The 16,997-nt window shown below is 72.6% G+C and carries 13 protein-coding genes; 6 read left to right on the top strand and 7 right to left on the bottom strand.

Annotated features, from left to right (window positions below; translation table 11 throughout):
• Nucleotides 1-52: 52 nt before the first annotated feature.
• Complete coding sequence (locus EIY87_RS41235) at nt 53-2,962, bottom strand: glycoside hydrolase family 3 protein (protein WP_125315393.1); 2,910 nt, start codon at nt 2,960-2,962, stop codon at nt 53-55.
• Between the two features lie 345 nt (nt 2,963-3,307).
• Between EIY87_RS41235 and EIY87_RS41230 the strand changes: the two genes are divergently transcribed.
• From EIY87_RS41230 to EIY87_RS41210, 5 genes are read left to right on the top strand one after another with little or no spacing between them, the layout of a single operon-like run.
• Entirely contained in the window at nt 3,308-4,312 is a 1,005-nt protein-coding gene (locus tag EIY87_RS41230; protein WP_125315392.1) for a LacI family DNA-binding transcriptional regulator, read from the top strand.
• A 34-nt stretch (nt 4,313-4,346) separates the two neighbouring features.
• Nucleotides 4,347-5,573: a sugar ABC transporter substrate-binding protein gene (locus EIY87_RS41225; protein WP_125315391.1), complete on the top strand. Its 1,227-nt coding sequence runs from the start codon at nt 4,347-4,349 to the stop codon at nt 5,571-5,573.
• Entirely contained in the window at nt 5,570-6,508 is a 939-nt protein-coding gene (locus tag EIY87_RS41220) for a carbohydrate ABC transporter permease (RefSeq protein WP_125315390.1), read from the top strand. Before EIY87_RS41225 ends, EIY87_RS41220 begins: the two co-directional genes overlap by 4 nt.
• Nucleotides 6,505-7,308: a carbohydrate ABC transporter permease gene (locus EIY87_RS41215; RefSeq protein WP_125315389.1), complete on the top strand. Its 804-nt coding sequence runs from the start codon at nt 6,505-6,507 to the stop codon at nt 7,306-7,308. Before EIY87_RS41220 ends, EIY87_RS41215 begins: the two co-directional genes overlap by 4 nt.
• A gap of 9 nt (nt 7,309-7,317) precedes the next feature.
• The gene (locus EIY87_RS41210; protein ID WP_125315388.1) at nt 7,318-9,321 is read left to right on the top strand and encodes a glycoside hydrolase family 31 protein; all 2,004 of its coding nucleotides are present in this window, start codon (nt 7,318-7,320) and stop codon (nt 9,319-9,321) included.
• Between the two features lies 1 nt (nt 9,322).
• On the opposite strand, the gene EIY87_RS41205 is transcribed toward EIY87_RS41210, so the two are convergent.
• A complete protein-coding gene (locus tag EIY87_RS41205) occupies nt 9,323-9,883 on the bottom strand; it encodes a TetR/AcrR family transcriptional regulator (protein WP_125315387.1) in 561 nt (186 codons plus the stop codon).
• Nucleotides 9,884-9,966: 83 nt separating this feature from the next.
• On the opposite strand from EIY87_RS41205, the gene EIY87_RS41200 reads away from it, so the two are divergent.
• Entirely contained in the window at nt 9,967-10,848 is an 882-nt protein-coding gene (locus tag EIY87_RS41200; protein ID WP_125315386.1) for an aldo/keto reductase, read from the top strand.
• Nucleotides 10,849-11,079: 231 nt separating this feature from the next.
• On the opposite strand, the gene EIY87_RS41195 is transcribed toward EIY87_RS41200, so the two are convergent.
• The 5 genes from EIY87_RS41195 to EIY87_RS41175 form a co-directional block, all read right to left on the bottom strand.
• The gene (locus EIY87_RS41195; RefSeq protein ID WP_225440363.1) at nt 11,080-12,189 is read right to left on the bottom strand and encodes a GntG family PLP-dependent aldolase; all 1,110 of its coding nucleotides are present in this window, start codon (nt 12,187-12,189) and stop codon (nt 11,080-11,082) included.
• Nucleotides 12,190-12,206: 17 nt separating this feature from the next.
• Nucleotides 12,207-13,682, bottom strand: a complete 1,476-nt coding sequence (locus EIY87_RS41190; protein WP_125315385.1) for an argininosuccinate lyase — start codon at nt 13,680-13,682, stop codon at nt 12,207-12,209.
• Between the two features lie 160 nt (nt 13,683-13,842).
• Nucleotides 13,843-15,033: an ATP-grasp domain-containing protein gene (locus tag EIY87_RS41185; RefSeq protein WP_125315384.1), complete on the bottom strand. Its 1,191-nt coding sequence runs from the start codon at nt 15,031-15,033 to the stop codon at nt 13,843-13,845.
• Nucleotides 15,033-16,058, bottom strand: a complete 1,026-nt coding sequence (locus EIY87_RS41180; RefSeq protein WP_125315383.1) for a pyridoxal-phosphate dependent enzyme — start codon at nt 16,056-16,058, stop codon at nt 15,033-15,035. Before EIY87_RS41180 ends, EIY87_RS41185 begins: the two co-directional genes overlap by 1 nt.
• A 5-nt stretch (nt 16,059-16,063) precedes the next feature.
• A complete protein-coding gene (locus tag EIY87_RS41175; protein WP_125315382.1) occupies nt 16,064-16,987 on the bottom strand; it encodes a GHMP family kinase ATP-binding protein in 924 nt (307 codons plus the stop codon).
• Nucleotides 16,988-16,997: the final 10 nt, after the last annotated feature.

The following is a 16,997-nucleotide window of genomic DNA, read 5'->3' as shown; positions in this document are numbered from 1 at the left end:
AAGGGTCGTTCATGTCATCTGACGAGGTGAACGACCCTTTCATGACATCCGGTCACCGCAGGGAGAAGGTCGCCAGGTTGACCGGTCCGTCGAACGTCAGGTACACGTCGTGGCGGCCGGTCGCCTTGGCCAGCGCGGTGGTCACCGTCGTGTACGCGTAACGATCACCCGTGGACGGCACCTGCGCCGTGCCCAGGACCGGACCGGTCGGGGAATCCAGGCGGACCGTGACGCGAGCAGGCTCCACTGTGGACGCCGAAGCCGAGAACCGCGCCGGGCCGCTCAACGCGACGTTGCGGTAGGCCACCCAGTTGCCGGTCGCCGCCGCCACCGATGTGCCCGACGTCTTGGCCGTGTCCGTCAGGGAAACACCAGAGTAGTCGTCGAAGTTCTCCGCCGGGGTCGTACGGCTCAGGTCGCGGGGCAGCGCCCGCTCCCCCGGCACGTACACCCGGTGCGCCGCCGAAAGGTCAACGGCGTTGCGCCCCACCGAGAACTCGCGCACCCCGGCCGCGACCACCGAACGTCCCCGCGCGGCGTCCCACGCCGCCAGGTCCGCCACCGGAACCGAGAACTGGACAGTGCGTGTCTGGTGCGGGGAAAGCGTGATCCGCTCGAAGTCCCGCAACCGCTGCACGCCCGAGTCCTTCGAGTACAGCTGCACGACGTCGGTACCCGCACGCGAGCCCGTGTTCGTCACGTCCACGCTCACCCGCACCGAAGAACCCACGAGCGAAGCACGCGGGACGCCGTACCGGAAGCTCGTGTAGCTCAGCCCGTATCCGAAGGGGTACAACGGCTTCCCGCGGTAGTACTGGTAGGTCATCCCGGTCTTCGAGATGTCGTAGTCGAGGATGCTCGGCAGCCCGTCGTCCGACGCGTACCACGTCTGCGTCAGCCGTCCGCCGGGGTCGACGTCGCCGAACAGCACGTCCGCCACCGCGTGCCCGGTCTCCTGGCCGGCGTGGCTGGTCCACACGATCCCCGGCACGGACAGCGTGTCCCAGCCGGTCGTCGGGTAGCTGTTCTCGACCACGACCACGGTGTGCGGGTTGGCCTTCGCGACCGCCTCGATCAGCGCGCGCTGCGCGGGGGCCAGCGAAGTGCTCGTCCGGTCGTTCGCCTCGCGGCCGTTGATGAACGGCATGCTGCCCACCACGACGACGGCCGTGTCCGCGCCGCGAGCCGCGTCGACCGCCTCCGCGATGCCGCTGCGCAGCACCTCGCGGCCGAACTTGGTGGCGTGCGCGGCGTCCGGGGCGGAGATCGTCAGCGCGCCGTCGGCCCCGACGACCGCGAACCGGTTCGGGCCGAACCACGGCTCGGTCACCTCGTTGCCCGCGTACTCCAGGACGTAGCTGCCGTCCGGCTGCGGGTCGAGCTTCAGCTGCTGCTGCACGAACCACCCCGACGGCTGGTCGGCGTCGTTCACCAGGGCGCCGCCCGAGTAGCTCAGGAACTTGCCGTTCGCGGCGGCGCGCAGGGTGTTCTTGCCCGCGCCCCAGTCGTAGACGTCGAACGACTCCGCCGTGCCCGCGCTGGTCGCGCCCGCCGTCACCTTGCCCGCCGTCGCCGGCGCCGTCAGGTAGCGGCCCGTCGCGAGGTCCTTGAGCGCGACGCGGTCGACGCCTTCGGACGACGTCACCGCGGCCCGCTCGGCGATGGCCTGCTTCGGCGTCACGCGGTACGGCATCGCGCCGCTGTACCAGTCCTCGTACAGCGTGTCCGAAAGCGGGCCGACGACCGCGACCTTCTTCGCCGCGGCCAGCGGCAGCGCGTTCCCGTTGTTGCGCAGCAGGACGACCTGCTCGTCGGCGGCCTTGCGGGCGAGCGCCTGGTGCGCCGGGGAGTTGATCACTGCCGGGGTGATCTTCGCGTAGGGGTTGCGGCCGGGCGGGTCGAACTCGCCGAGCCGGAACCGCAGCGAAAGCAGGTGGCGGTCGGCCTTCTCGACGTCGGCCATGGTCAGCAGGCCGCGGTCGAGCGCCTCCTTGACCGCGGCGACAGTGATCGAGCCGTTGGTGTCGTTGTCGGTGAAGCTGTCGAGCCCCGCCTTGATCGCCGCCGCGTCCGCTTCGGCCTTGGTGGCGTAGTACTTCTCGGAGTTGACCAGGTTGGACGGTGCCCCGGCGTCGCTGACGACGGCGATATCCTGCGGCGCCCACTTCCGCAGCGCGCCGCCGAGGTCCGGGCTCACGGTGTTCGGGCGCCCGTTGACCAGGTTGTACGACGGCATGACGGCGTTGGCCGCGCCGGCTTCCAGCGGGATCTTGAACGCCTGCTCGTCGTAGTCGTGCAGGATCTTCGGCGGCACCGAGGAGTTGCTGGTGTCGCGGCTGACCTCGTTGTTGTAGGCGAGGTAGTGCTTCAACGTCGGGGCGGCCTGGAGGTAGCGCGGGTCGTCGCCCTGGATGCCGCGGCCGTACGCGGTCGCGAGCGCGCCGGTCAGGTGCGGGTCCTCGGAATAGCCCTCTTCGTTGCGGCCCCAGCGCGGGTCGCGCAGCAGGTTGACGACCGGCGCCCACAGGTTGAGGCCCCACAGCGTCGGGTTCCGCGCGTTGAAGCCGCGTGCTTCCTGCCCGACCGCCGAGCCGACCTGCTTGACCAGCGCCGGGTCCCACGTCGAGGCCAGGCCGATCGCCTGCGGGAACACGGTGCCGTCCGCCTTCACGACCGCGCCGTTGTTGTCGTAGTCCGTCGACCACGCGACGCCGTGCAGGGCTTCGGTGCCGGTCTTGAACACGCCGATGCCGAGCCGCGGGATGGCGGGCTGGTACTGGTGCAGCAGCGAGATCTTCTCGTCCGCGGTCAGCCGGGACAGCAGGTCGTCGATGCGCGCGGCCACCGGCAGGTCCGGGTCGCGGAACGGCGGTGGCGGCGCCGCGAGCGCCGGCGAGGGGGCCAGCAGCAGGGTCGCGGTGACCACCGGGACGAGGGCGCGGCGGAACGGGGACTGGCGCACGGACGGCCTCCGGATTCGTCGAATCGTTTCGACGGCGCGGCGCGGAACATTCGCGTCGAAGGTGGGATGCGGACGACTATTACAGCCGCGTCGACGGCAGGTCAAGAGTTGCTGGGCGCGCTCCCAGCAACTCCCGCGAGACGGCCGAATCTACGCCCTGAGCTGCGCGAAGAACCGCCATCAGCGGCGTTCGACAATTTCGACGAACAGCGCCGTCGTCGAATGGGAATCGAATTGCGGGCAATCGCGAATGACGCTTGTGTTTCCGCCGGGTGTCGCTTACCTTCGTGCCATCGTCGATGCGCTTCGACACCGATCTCCCGCCCCGTCCCCAGGAGGCCGCCCGTGGTCACGATCAACGACGTCGCGAGCGCGGCGGGAGTCGCCCCCAGCACGGTGTCGTACGTGATCAGCGGCAAGCGCTCGATCTCGCCGAAGACCCGGCGGCTGGTCGAGGACAGCATCCGCAAGCTCGGCTACCACCCGCACGCCGGGGCGCGGGCACTGGCCAGCAGCAAGACGAACGTACTCGCGCTCGTCGTCCCGCTGCGCACCGACCTCAACGTCGCCGTGGTGATGGAGTTCGTCGCCTCGGCGGTCACCGCGGCCCGCGCGCACGACCACGATCTCCTGCTGCTGACCAAGGACGAGGGACCCGCCGCGCTGCAGCGGGTGGCGTCCTCGGCGATCGCCGACGCGCTGATGGTGATGGACGTCGAAACCGCCGACCCGCGGGTGCCGATGCTGCTCGCGCTCGACCTGCCGGTGGTGCTCATCGGCGTGCCCGACCACCCGGCCGGGCTGAGCTGCGTCGACCTCGACTTCACCGCCGCCGCCTCGGCGTGCGTCGCGCACCTGGCCGACCTCGGGCACCGCTCGATCGGGCTGATCGGCCCCTCCCCCGCGGTCTACCGGCGCGGGACGAGCTACGCGACCCGGTTCCTGCGCGGCTTCGACGAGGCGGCGAAGACGCGTGAGGTGCGGGCGGCCAACCGGCCGTGCGCCCATTCCTACGAAGCGGTGAGCGCCTGCCTGGACGACCTGCTCGCCGCCGACCCGGACCTGACCGGCCTGGTCGTGCACAACGAGGCCGTCCTGCCCGGCCTGCTGGCGGACCTGCGCCACCGCGGCCTGCGCGTGCCCGAGGACATCTCGGTCATCGCGGTCTGCCCGGACAGCATGGCCGAGCAGCACGCCGTCTCGCTGACCAACGTGGCCATCCCGGCCGAGGAGGTCGGCACGCAGGCCGTCGAGATGACGATGCGCCGGCTCGCCGGCCACACCACCCCGGAGGTCCGGCTGCTCGGGCCCCGCCTCACCCGGCGCGAGAGCACCGCCGCGCCGCGCTGACCCGGTTCTGCTCCACTGCCGAAGGAGAATCGCCATGTCCGTAGCCCGTCGCGCCCTCATGCTGACCGCGGGTGCCGTGCTCCTGGCCGCGTGCAGCCCCAGCCCCGCGCCCACGGCCCCGGCCGGCGCCCAGCCCGCCGGCTCGATCACCGAACTCGACTACTACGCCGACGAGCAGGGTTCCGCCGCGTGGCAGAAGATCCTCGACACGTGCGCGGGCCAGACCGGCATCAAGATCGAGCGGCAGAAGGTGCCGACGAACCAGATGCTGCCGAAGGTCCTGCAGGGCGCGAGCTCGAAGACGCTGCCGGACCTGCTGTTCACCGACAACCCGACGCTGCAGCAGGTCGCCGCCACCGGCGCGCTGACCCCGCTGGACGGCTACGGCATCACCACCGACGGCTACTACGAGAGCATCGTCAAGGCGGGCACCTACCAGGACAAGGTGTACGGCGTCGCGCCGGGCGTCAACGGGCTCGCGCTGATCTACAACAAGGACCTCCTCGCCGCGGCCGGTGTCCAGCCGCCGAAGACCTGGGACGAGCTGAAGGCCGCCGCGGCCGAGCTGACCAAGGACGGCAAGTACGGGCTCGCCTTCTCCGCCATCCCCTCCGAGGAGGGCACCTGGCAGTTCCTGCCGTTCTTCTGGAGCAACGGCGCCGAACTGTCCCAATTGGACTCCGCGCAATCCGTGAAAGCGCTTCAGTTCGTGACGGACCTGGTGAACTCCGGCTCGGCGTCGAAGTCCGTGGTGACGTGGAACCAGAACGACGTCGCCGACCAGTTCGTCGCGGGCAACGCGGCGATGATGGTCAACGGGTCGTGGAACCTGGCCCGGCTCGACGAGCAGAAGTCGCTGCACTACGGCGTCGTCCCGATCCCGGTGCCGCAGGCGGGCGCCAAGCCGGTGGTCGCCCTCGGCGGCGAGGTCGGCGCCGTGCCGGTCACGAGCGGTCCCACCCAACAGGCCGCCGGCAAGGTGCTCTCCTGCATCCTGTCGGAGCCGACGATGCTCGAGTGGAGCAAGGCGCACGCGTACATCCCGTCGAAGACGGCCACCGCGGCGAAGTTCGGTGCCGAGCAACCCGCGATGCAGGCGTTCGTCGACGAGGTCGGCACCGCCCGTTCCCGCACCGCGGAACTGGGCGAGAAGTACCCGAAGGTCTCGCAGGCGCTGGCCGACGCCGTCCAGGCGGCGCTGACCGGGAAGCTGCCCGCCGACCAGGCCCTCAAGGCCGCGCAGCAGGCGAGCGGGTCGTGACCCTGGTCGCCCCGGCCGTCGCCGCACCGCCCCGCGCCGGCCGCAGGTCCCGGCGGGACAACCGGTTCGCGGCGTGGCTGTTCCTGCTGCCCGCGCTCGGCTATGTCGTCGTGTTCTTCGGCTACCCGCTGGCCGCGAACGTCGTGATGAGCACGCAGGACTACACGGTGAAGTCGTTCTACACCGGCGAAGCACCCTTCGTCGGCCTGGCCAATTACGCGGCCGTGTTCGGCAACCCGCTGTTCTCGACGGCGGTGCTGAACACGGTCCTGTTCACCGCCGGGTCGCTCGTCTTCCAGTTCGGCATCGGGCTGGCGCTGGCGGTGTTCTTCAACGGGCGCTTCCTCGGCAGCGCGCTGCTGCGGTCCCTGCTGCTGCTCCCCTGGCTGCTGCCGCTGGTGGTCAGCGGCGCGGTCTGGCGCTGGATGTTCGACCAGGACCACGGCGTGCTCAACGCGGCGCTGCGGTTCTTCGGCCTCGACGCGGTGCCGTGGCTGAGCAGCACCGGCTGGGCGCTGCCCGCGGTCGTCCTCACCAACATCTGGATCGGCATCCCGTTCAACCTGGTGATCCTGCACGGCGGGCTGCGCGCGATCCCGGCGTCGCTCTACGAAGCCGCGTCGCTGGACGGCGCCGGTGCCTGGCAGCGGTTCCGGTACGTCACCTGGCCGCTGCTGCGGCCGGTCACCGGGATCGTGCTCATGCTCGGGCTGGTCTACACGATCAAGGTGTTCGACGTGATCATGGTGGTCACCGGCGGCGGGCCGGCCAACGCGACCCAGACGCTCACGACGTGGTCCTACCGGCTGTCGTTCCAGGACTTCGCGTTCGGGCAGGGCGCCGCGGTCGGCAACGTCCTCATCCTGGTGGCGACGGTGTTCGGGCTGCTCTACCTGCGCTCGGCGAAGGCCACCCTGGCCGAGGCGGCGGCGTGAAGGCCCGGACGGTGCTCGGCGTGCTGATCGTCGCGGTGCTGCTGTTCCCGCTGTACTGGATGGTCAACGCGTCCCTGCAGCCCAGCGGCGCGCTGCTGCGCCCGGACCCGGCGTTCTTCCCGGTCGGCGGCACCCTGGACGGCTATCGCAAGGCGCTGTCCACCCAGGGGCCGAACCTGCTGTCCAGCGTCGTCGTCGCGCTCGGCACGGTGTTCGTGTCGCTGGTGATCGCCGCGCCGGCGTCGTACGCCCTGGCGCAGCTGAAGGTACGCGGCGGGCCGGTGCTGCTGTTCGTGCTGCTCATCGTGCAGATGATCCCGGGCATCGTGATGGCCAACGCGCTCTACACCGTGTTCAGCAACCTGGGCCTGATCGACAACTACCTCGGGCTCGTGCTGGCCGACTCCACCGCGACCATCCCGTTCGCCGTGCTCCTGCTGCGGGCCTTCATGATCTCGGTGCCGAAGGAGCTGACCGAAGCGTCCCGAGTGGACGGCGCGGGCTACTGGCGCACGTTCTTCTCGATCATCGTCCCGGTCAGCCGCAACGCGCTGGTCACCGCCGGCCTGTTCTCGTTCCTGTTCGCCTGGGCGGACTTCCTGTTCGCCGTCACCCTCACCACCGGCCAGTCGTTCGAACCGATCACGGTGGGCATCTACCGGTTCGTCGGCAACCAGTCCGCCGACTGGAACGGGATCATGGCCACCGCCGTCCTCGCCGCGATCCCCGCGGCCGTCCTGCTCGTCGTCGCCCAGCGGTACGTCGTCGCCGGGCTGACCAGCGGCGCCGTCAAAGACTAAGGAGAGCGCTTGATCGCCACGACCGAAGACGGCCGCTCGCTGGAAGTGCGCGTGCGGCACGAGGTGCTGCGCGTCGAGCCGTGGGGCGACGGCAGCCTGCGCGTGCGCGCCGGGCGCCACAAGATCCTCGACGACGTGCCGGGCGCGCTGCTGCCCGCGAAGCCGTCCGCCGCGACCGCCATGGCCGACGGGCGCACCGGCCGGGTCGTCAACGGCGCGCTCACCGCGATCGTGGCGATCGCCGACACCGACACCGGCGTCGACGCGCAGCTGACGTTCGTCCGCACGGACACCGGCGAGGAACTGCTGTCCGAACAGCGGGCGCACTTCTGGTGGCCCGGCGCGCGGCTGTTCATGCCCTCGCGCAACGGCTACGGCCGGCTCGAACAGCGGTTCGCCGCCTACGACGGCGAGCGCTTCTACGGGCTCGGGCAGCACACGCACGGGCGGCTCGACCAGAAGGGCCTGGTGCTCGACCTGGTGCAGCGCAACGCCGAGGTGTCGGTGCCGTTCCTGCTCTCCAGCCGCGGCTACGGGTTCCTCTGGAACAGCCCGGCCGTCGGGCGGGTCGAGCTGGCCGCCAACGGCACCCGGTGGGTCGCCGACGACGCCCGCCAGCTCGACTACTGGATCACCACCGGCGACGGCCCGCGCCGGATCCTGAGCCACTACGCCGACGCGACCGGCCACGCGCCGATGCTGCCGGAGTGGGCGAGCGGGTTCTGGCAGTCGAAGCTGCGCTACCGGACGCAGGAGGAGCTGCTGTCAGTCGCGCGTGAGTACCACTCGCGCGGGTTGCCGCTGTCGGTGATCGTGGCGGACTTCTTCCACTGGACGCACCTCGGCGACTGGCGGTTCGACCCCGCCGAGTGGCCGGATCCGGCCGGGATGGTCCGGGAGCTGGACGGCCTGGGCGTCAAGCTGATGGTGTCGGTCTGGCCGTCGGTCAGCCCGCTGTCGGAGAACTACCGGGAACTGCACGAGAAGGGCCTGCTGGTCGCCGCGGAGAGCGGGGTCCCGGCGCACGCGCCGTGGAAGGACAAGGGGTTCGGCGTCGAGATGCCGGTGGCGTTCTACGACGCGACCAACCCGGCGGCGCGGCGGTTCGTCTGGAGCAAGGTCAAGGAGAACTACTACGACCTCGGCGTGCGCGCGTGGTGGCTGGACGGCGACGAGCCGGAGATCCAGCCCGGCCACCCGCACAACCTCGGCTTCCACGCCGGGCCGGGCGCGGAGGTGTTCAACCTCTACCCACAGGCGAACGCGCAGGCGTTCCACGACGGCATCCGCGCCGAGGGCGACGACGAGGTGGTGCTGCTGTCCCGCTCGGCCTGGGCGGGCAGCCAGCGGTACGGGGCCGCGCTCTGGTCGGGCGACGTCGCGGCGACGTGGGCGTCGCTGCGGGCGCAGGTGCGGGCCGGGCTGAACGTCGCGGTGGCCGGGATCCCGTGGTGGACCACGGACATCGGCGGCTTCCACGGCGGCGACCCGGCGTCGCCGGAGTACCGCGAGCTGATGGTGCGGTGGTTCCAGTACGGCGTGTGCTGCCCGCTGTTCCGCCTGCACGGCTTCCGCGACCCGCGCCCGCCGTTCGGGCCGGACATGACCGGCGGCCCCAACGAGGCCTGGTCGTACGGGGATTCGGCGTACGACGCCATCACGGCGTCGCTGCGGCTGCGGGAACGGCTGCGGCCGTACCTGATGGCGCAGATGCGGGTGGCGCACGAGCAGGGCATCCCGCCGATGCGGCCGCTGTTCGTCGACTTCCCGGCCGATCCGGCGTGCTGGACGGTCGAGGACGCCTTCCTGCTCGGCCCGGACCTCCTGGTCGCGCCGGTGCTCGAGGCGGGCGTCACGAGCCGCGAGGTGTACCTGCCCTCCGGTGCCATGTGGACGGACGCGGTGACCGGGACCCGTTACGAGGGTGGGTCTTCCGTCGAGGCGCCCGCTCCGGCGGACCGGATCCCGCTGTTCCTGCGCGACGACGCGGAGCTGCCGATCCGCCCGGAGTGAGTCACGGCCGCACGGCGTCGGCCACGAGGTCCAGCAGCCGCCCGATCCGCTCGGGCTCGTGCCCGGCCGAGAGGAACACGCCCAGCAGCACGAAGGTCACGTCCTCGGGGTCGGCGTCGGCGCGCAGCGTGCCGGCCGCGGCGCCGGCTTCGAGGATGGCGCCGATCGCCGCGACGATGCGCCGCCGGGTCTCCGCCGTGACGATGCGCCCGGACCCGAGGCTGACGCGCAGGGTGTCGGCCATGCCCAGCTTGGTCGCGAAGAAGGCGGCGTAGCGGTCCATCCACGCACGCAGCGCGACCGCGGGCGGGTGCTGTTCGAGCAGGGCCGGGGCGCTGGCGGTGACGTCGTCGAGCTCGGCCGCGTAGACGGCCTCGACGAGCGCTTCCCGGGTCGGGAAGTGCCGGTAGAGCGTCCCGATGCCGACGCCGGCCTCGCGGGCGATGGTCTCGAGCGCGACGGCGCCGTCGGTGGCGAAGGCGGCGCGGGCGACCTCGACGAGCTTCTCGCGGTTGCGGCGCGCGTCGGCGCGCACCGGGCGCCCGGGTTCGGACGAAGGCAAAACGGAGGTCCCTCCGGTTGTGCTACGGTCGGTTTAGCGGAGGCTCCTCCGCTTCACCATCATCGCACGAAAGCGGGACAACCATGTCTTCCAGCCAGCTAGCCGGCCGCACCGTCGCCCGCGTCGGGTTCGGCGCGATGCAGCTCGAACGCCTCCGCGACGACCGGCCCGCGGCCGTCGCCCTGCTCCGCCGGGCCCTGGACCTGGGCGTCGAGCACGTCGACACGGCCGAGTTCTACGGCAACGGCTTCGTCAACGACGTCATCCGCGAGGCGGTGGGCGACGACGTCCTGATCGCCACCAAGGTCGGCGCCAACCCCGACCCGGGCGGCCCGGTCCCGCTCCGCCTCGCCCAGCGGCCCGAGGAGCTGCGGGCGAGCGTCGAGGACAACCTCCGGACGCTCGGCACCGAGCGGATCGCGCTGGTCAACCTGCGCCGCGCGGAGCTGCGGCCGGGCCTGCTGGCCGAGGGCGACCAGCTGGTCGACGTCGACGACCAGCTCGCGGTGCTGACGGCACTGCGCGACGAGGGCAAGATCGGCGCGATCGGCCTCAGCAGCGTCGGCCTCGACACGCTCCGGCGTGCCCTGCCGGCGGGGATCGCCTGCGTGCAGAACGCCTACAGCCTGGTCGCCCGCGACGACGAGGAGATGCTCCGGCTGTGCCTGGCGGAGGACATCGCGTGGGTCCCGTTCTTCCCGCTGGGCGGCGCGTTCCCAGGCCTGCCGAAGGTGACGGACGAGCCGGCGGTCCAGGCCGCGGCGGCGGCGCTGGGCGTGACGCCGGCGCAGATCGGGCTGGCGTGGCTGCTGCACCACGCGCCGAACGTCCACCTCATCCCGGGCACGGCGAGCGTGGCGCACCTGGAGGCGAACATCGCGGCGGGTTCGGTGGTCCTGGACGCGGAGACGCTGGCGGCGCTGGACGCGGTGCCGTCGCGGTCGCTGGACGCCGCGCTGGGCTGAAGACCGCTCACGGCGCGTGCGCCCCGATGTGGCGTTCGGTGCGTTGGACGCACCGAACGCCACATTGGGTGCATCCGCGGCCGGAACACCAGACACAGCAGCCACATCAGTCATGCCACCCGTCCCGGGACAGCCGGTCGGACACGGCTCGCCGGTCCCCGGCCGCACGTCATGAACGGGTCGTTCACCTCGCTAGACGATTCTGCGGGGAGCCGCACCGCTCGGCCGCGATCACCGCACCAGGGCGTCGTGGCCGAGGAGGTCGCCGAAGACGGAGACCGCGCGGTCCACCGCGTCGTCGTCGACTCCCGCATGGGTCACCGCGCGGATGCGGTCGTGGCCCAGCTCCTCCACCCGGATGCCGCGCCGGCGGGCGGCTTCGATCAGGGTGCGGGTGGTGTAGCGGTCGTCGCGGACCTTGAAGAACACCATGTTCGTCAGCGGCGGGCCCGGGTCGAGGCGGACGCCCGGGATGCGGGACAGGCCGCGGGCCAGGCGCGCCGCGCGGGCGTGGTCGTCGGCCAGGCGCTCGGTCATCTCCGTCAGCGCGACGATGCCGCAGGCCGCGATCATGCCGGCCTGGCGCATGCCGCCGCCGAGCATCTTGCGCATGCGACGGGCCGCCGCGATCGTCACGCGGTCGCCGACCAGTACCGAGCCGATCGGCGCGCACAGGCCCTTCGACAGGCAGATCTGCACGGTGTCCGCGTGCTTCGCGACCTCCGCCGCGCTGACGCCGAGCGCGACCGCCGCGTTGAAGAGGCGGGCGCCGTCGAGGTGCAGGGCGACGCCGTGGGAGCGGATCAGCCGGGACACCTCGCTGAGGTAGTCCAGCTGCAGCGGCAGCCCGCCGCAGCGGTTCTGCGGGGTTTCCAGGCTGAGCACCGCGGGCGGCGCGATCTGCGGGTCGCTACGGTCGACCGCGCACGCCTCGGCGATCGCCGCCGGGTCGATCGTGCCGTCGGGCAGGTTGGGCAGCGGGTCGTAGACGATGCCGCCGCACAGGGACGCGCCGCCGGCTTCGTAGACGTACACGTCGGACTCGTGCCCGACGATCGCCTTGCCGCCGCGCGGGCAGTGCGCCAGCAGCGCGGTCAGGTTGGCCATCGTGCCGCTCGGCATCAGGCAGCCTGCCTGCTTGCCGAGCAGCTCGGCGGACAGCTGCTCCAGCCGGTCCACGGTCGGGTCCTCGCCGTAGACGTCGTCGCCGAGCGGGGCGCGCGCGGCCGCCTCCAGCATCGTGGGCGTCGGCAGGGTGAAGGTGTCGCTGCGGAGTTCGACGTGCGCGCCCTGGGCGGTCTCCGGGCGGAAGGTCGCGAGGTCGTCGGCGAAAGTGGTCACAACAGGCTCCTTGGCGGTCAGCGGATGAGGGTTCGGACGGCGTCGTCGAGGCCGATTTCGGCCTGGCTCCAGCGCCAGCGGCGTTCTTCGGCGGCCGCGCGGACGCGGCCGAACGCGGTTTCGGCTTCGGTCACGGCGGCGAGCACGGACTCCCGCGCCGGGCCGCCGCCGTACGCCGCGTGCTGCGCGACTTCGGCCGGGTCGAGCGCGGCCAGGACGTGCGGTGGCTGCCCGGCCAGCCGGACGCGGGCGACCTCGTGCAGCGGCAGGTTCCCGGCCAGCGCCTCCTTGGCGATCGCGCCGACGTCGTGGTGGGCCTGGCGGAACGGGACACCGGCGTCGACGAGCCGTTCGGCGAGGTGGGTGGCCGCGGTCTGGCCGTCGACCGCGCGTGCGTACATCCGCTCCGGAACCGGCTCGGCGCCCTCGACGACCAGCCGCAGCAGCACGACGGCGTCGGTCGCCGCTTCCAGCGCCGCCCACGCCGGGGCCACGGCTTCGGTGCCGACCGCGATGGCGTTGGTGAAGCGGGCGGTGGCCATCGCGCCCGCCGCCGCGGTGAACGCGCCGAGCGGGGCGAGCGCCCGGCCCTGGACGTGCTCCAGCAGGAAGGGGTTGCGCTTCTGCGGCATCATCGAGCTGGACCCGACGACGTCGTCGGCCAGCCGCAGCAGCCCGGCCTCGGCGCTGGTCCACGCCTGCAGGTCGTGCGAGACGCGGCAGAGCAGCACGCCGAGCACGGTGGCCGCGGACAGCAGGCGCAGCACCAGATCCCGCGACGCGACCGCGTGCAGCGAGTTCGCCAGCGGCGCGGCGAACCCGAGCAGCGCGGTGGTGCGGTGCTGGTCGACCGGCAGCGACGTGCCGCCGACCGCGCCCGCGCCGAGCGGGTTCTGGTCGAGCTCCGCCCCGGCCTGCCACACCCCTTCGACGTCCCGGACGAGCGCGCCCGCCACCCCGGCCAGGTAGTGGCCGTAGGTGATCGGCACGGCGGGCTGGTGGTGGGTGTAAGCGGGCATGGTGACCTCGGCCCAGCGCCGGGCCCGTTCCAGCAGCGCGCGGCCGAGGGCGTCGGACTCGGCGAGCAGCCGTTCGTGCGGTTCGCGCAGCCGGAGCCGGACCACGGTGGCGTTGAGGTCGTTGCGCGACCGTCCACTGTGGAGGACACCGCCGACGTCCGCGCCGAGGGTCTCGATCAGGTGGGATTCGTAGGCGAGGTACCGGCCGCGCGGCGCGGGGACGTCGTGCAGCGGCGCGAACCGCTGGGCCCGCAGGGTTTCGATGCCGTTGAGCAGTTCGCCGGCCCTCTCGCGGTCGACGATGCCGCGTTCGGCGAGCATGACGACGTGGGCGCGGTCGACCTGGCTGATCAGCCCGAGTTCGGCGGCGACGGGGTCGGGCGCGGGGGCGGTGTCGCGGTCGAAGAGGATTTCCCGGGCCGCGGCGGAGATGGGGCTGGTGAGCCTGCCGGTCCCGCCTGGGGCGATGGTCATCGAGGTGCTCCTTCCGGGGTGTCCGGGTGGGGTTCGGTGGCCCGCCCGGAGGTCTTGAATGACTCATTCAGGACCTCCGGTGACCTGAATGAGTCATTCGAGGCACTCGGCGGGCGGGCGGCGGCGGTCTGGGCCACCGTGGTGATGAGGAACCGCAGGGTCATCGGTGGGGGCCTTCCGGGGTCAGGGCGGCGCGCAGGCGGTCGAGGCCGGCGGCCGCCACCGCGCGGGCGCCGCGGGGGCGGTCGGACACCGCGAGCACGTACCCGGCCCGGTCGCGGTAGTCGCGGGCGGGCCGGACGAGAGTCCCGTCGGGCCGGGACAGCCGGGCTTCGGCAACGCCCGGCACCGCCGACGCCTTCGCCACCGCGTCCCCCGCCGCCACCACCGAGGTGGAACTCGCGGTGAGGAAGCGCAGCGACGCGCACGCGCGCCGGGTGGGGCGCAACGAAGGCGGCAGGCCCAGCACCGCGGAAACCTGCGCCGCCACCAGGTCGACGCCGGTCGCCGCGCGGATCAGCTCCGGGATCATGCCGCCCGCCGGTCGCGGGTTGACCTCCATCAGCCGCGGGCCCGACGGCGTCAGGCGGATCTCGACGTGCGCCGCGCCGAAGCCCAGTCCGAGCGCGGTCACCGCCGCCCGGGCCGTGTCGATCAGCGCCGTCTCGTCGGCCGGGGGCAGCGCCGCCGGGACGTCGTGGCCGACCTCGACGAAGAACGGCGCCGGCCCGAGGTGCTTGCGGACCACCGCCACCACGACGTCGCCGAACAGCTCCACCGAGTACTCCGGCCCGCTCGCGTACGGCTCCACCAGCACCTGCGCCGGCACCGGCAGGCCGCGTTCGTTGTGCGTCACCGCGAGCAGCGCCGCCGCCTGGGACGCGACCGCCTCCGGTGTCTCGCACCGCAGCACGCCGACGCTGCCCGAGCCCTCGGCGGGCTTGAGCACCACGGGAAACTCGGTCGCGGCCGCGACCGCCTCGGAAACCGAAGTCGCCACCGTGCACGGCGCCCCGAGCACCGCCCGCTGGTGCGCCTTGCTCCGGCAGTCCGCCACGGCGACCGGGTCCGGCCCCGGCAAGCCGAGCTTCGCCGCGACCCGCGCGGCGACCGGGATGAAGTACTCGGAGCTGGTGGTCACGCCCGCGGGCTCGCCGACGTCCGAAGCCAGCACCGCGCACGCGTCCGCCGTGTCGCACTCGACGACCCGGACGCCGTCCTCGGCCGCGTACGGGTACCGGGCCGGGTCGGCCGCGGCCAGCACCGGCTCGAACCCCAGCGAACGCGCCTGGCGCGCGAACAGCCGCCCGGTGCCGGTCGTGTTGCTCTCGACGAGCAGCAGCGTGCGCATCACGACACGGCGCCGAGCGACCGCCGGCCCCAGTTCAGCCACGTCCACGAGCCACCGGGCTCGGTCGGCGTGACGACTTCGTACGGCTCGGCCGCCCCCGCGTGCGCCAGCCCCTGCGCGCGCAGCCACTCGTCGGAGTAGACGGTGTCCTGGTAGCGGTAACCCTCGTCCGGCAGCAGCGCGACGACCGTGGCGTCCGGGTTCCGGCGCGCGAACCAGTCCGCCACCTTGAACGACGCGCCGCTGGTCGGGCCCATGAACAGGCAGTGGCGCGCGTACAGCTCCCGCGTCGCGGCGAACGCCTCGGCCGCGCCGATCCAGTGCACCTGGTCGTAGCCGGAGTGGTCGACGTTGGGGGGCACCAGGCTGTTGCCGAGCCCGCGCAGGACCCGCGGCCCGTCCGGCTGGCCGAAGATGGCGCTGCGCTGGGTGTCGACGCCGATCAGCGTCAGCTCGGGGACGAGCATCCGCAGGAACGAACTCGTGCCGGACGTCGAACCGCCGGAGCCGACCGCGCCGACCAGGCAGTCCGGGACGCCGATCGTCTCGGCGAGCTGCTCGGCCACCAGCGCGTACGACCGCGGGTTGTCGGGATTGCTGTACTGGCCCGGTACCCAGTGGTTCGGGTACTCCGCGCGCAGTTCCTCGAGCCGGTCCAGCCGCGCGCGCTGGTAGCCGCCGACCGGACTGGGCTTCGGGCAGATCTCCACGCGGGCGCCGAGGTGCTCGAGCCGGCGCTTGAGCGGCGCGTCGATCGCCGGGTCGCCGACGATCGTGAGCGGGTAGCCGCGCAGCCGGCAGACCATGGCGAGGCCGAGGCCGAAGGTGCCCGACGACGTCTCGAGCACGGTCGTGCCCGGGCCGACTTCGCCGCGTTCCTCCGCGCGGTCCAGCATGAACCGGGCGGGCAGCAGCTTCATCAGGCCGAAGGCGGCGACGTGGAAGTTGGGCCGGACGCGGATGATCCGGGGCAGCTCGGTCGCCTCGACGACGGACCGGCTGACAGCGGGTGCGGCTAGGGTCATCGGACTCACCTCTCGGTTGCGAACTGCCAGGTTTCGGTCACGTCGAGCCGGGCCGCGGCGAACTCCAGCCGCGCCGGGGTTTCGGCGTCGGCCGCGTCGAAGATCAGGCCCGCGACGTCGCCGCTGTGGGCGACCTGCACGCCGGTGGCCCCGGCGGCGCGGGCGACGGCGAGGATGTCGTCCAGGCCGGGGACGGGCAGGTGGCGCTGGTTGAGCAGGGTGCTGGCGGTGGCGACGCGCCCGAGCAGGCCCGCGTCGCCGTCGGCCACGGCCCGGCGCAGCAGGCCGCGCAGCGGGCGGAACGCCTCGATCTCCCACGACGTGTAGCGCGCCGGCGTGAGTTCGAGGGTGTCGACGCCGCGCCCGCCCGGGCTGGTGCCGAACCCCAGGACGGCCAGCGGCATCAGCTCGCCGAGGTCCTCGATCGGCTCGCCTTCGCGGTGGGCGAAGACTACGGCCCGCCCGCCGTACATGAGCGAGTCCGACGCGGTTTCGGCTTCGACGGCCAGCGCGCCCACCTCGGCCGGAGACAGCCGGCGGCCGGTCGCGGCGAGGACCGCGCCGATCGCCGACGTCACGTCCGCGGTCGAGGAGCCGAAGCCGCGGCACAGCGGGATGTCGCTGGTGATGTCGAGCAGGCCGCCGGGCACGGGGTGGCCGAGCCGGGCCAGGGTGAGGTCGGCGGCGCGGCGGGCCTTGCTGCGCCACGCGGGCCGCACGGTCGTGCCGCTGTCCTCCGTGGGCAGGAAGGTAGCGCGGGTGCTGTAGAGCGGGCACGGCAGGGTGACCAGGCCACGGCGCAGCCGGCCACCGTCGGCGAACACCCCTTGCAGGATCTCGCCGTGGTGGGCGTCGACGCGGAAGCTGCCCGCGCGCGGGTCGGTGACGGTGGCGGGGGCCGGTGCGGCGACCGCGAGGTCTTCGGTCATGGCGTTCTCC

It is taken from the genome of Amycolatopsis eburnea (assembly GCF_003937945.1).
GTDB lineage: Bacteria > Actinomycetota > Actinomycetes > Mycobacteriales > Pseudonocardiaceae > Amycolatopsis > Amycolatopsis eburnea.
Note: the sequence above shows the minus strand (reverse complement) of the source record. Positions and strands in the feature narration are given on the sequence as shown.

Coding starts and splice junctions, on each gene's coding strand:
- EIY87_RS41225 (WP_125315391.1), top strand. CDS start 4,347: ATGTCCGTAGCCCGTCGCGCCCTCATGCTGACCGCGGGTGCCGTGCTC.
- EIY87_RS41190 (WP_125315385.1), bottom strand. CDS start 13,682: ATGACCATCGCCCCAGGCGGGACCGGCAGGCTCACCAGCCCCATCTCC.
- EIY87_RS41185 (WP_125315384.1), bottom strand. CDS start 15,033: ATGCGCACGCTGCTGCTCGTCGAGAGCAACACGACCGGCACCGGGCGG.
- EIY87_RS41200 (WP_125315386.1), top strand. CDS start 9,967: ATGTCTTCCAGCCAGCTAGCCGGCCGCACCGTCGCCCGCGTCGGGTTC.
- EIY87_RS41180 (WP_125315383.1), bottom strand. CDS start 16,058: ATGACCCTAGCCGCACCCGCTGTCAGCCGGTCCGTCGTCGAGGCGACC.
- EIY87_RS41175 (WP_125315382.1), bottom strand. CDS start 16,987: ATGACCGAAGACCTCGCGGTCGCCGCACCGGCCCCCGCCACCGTCACC.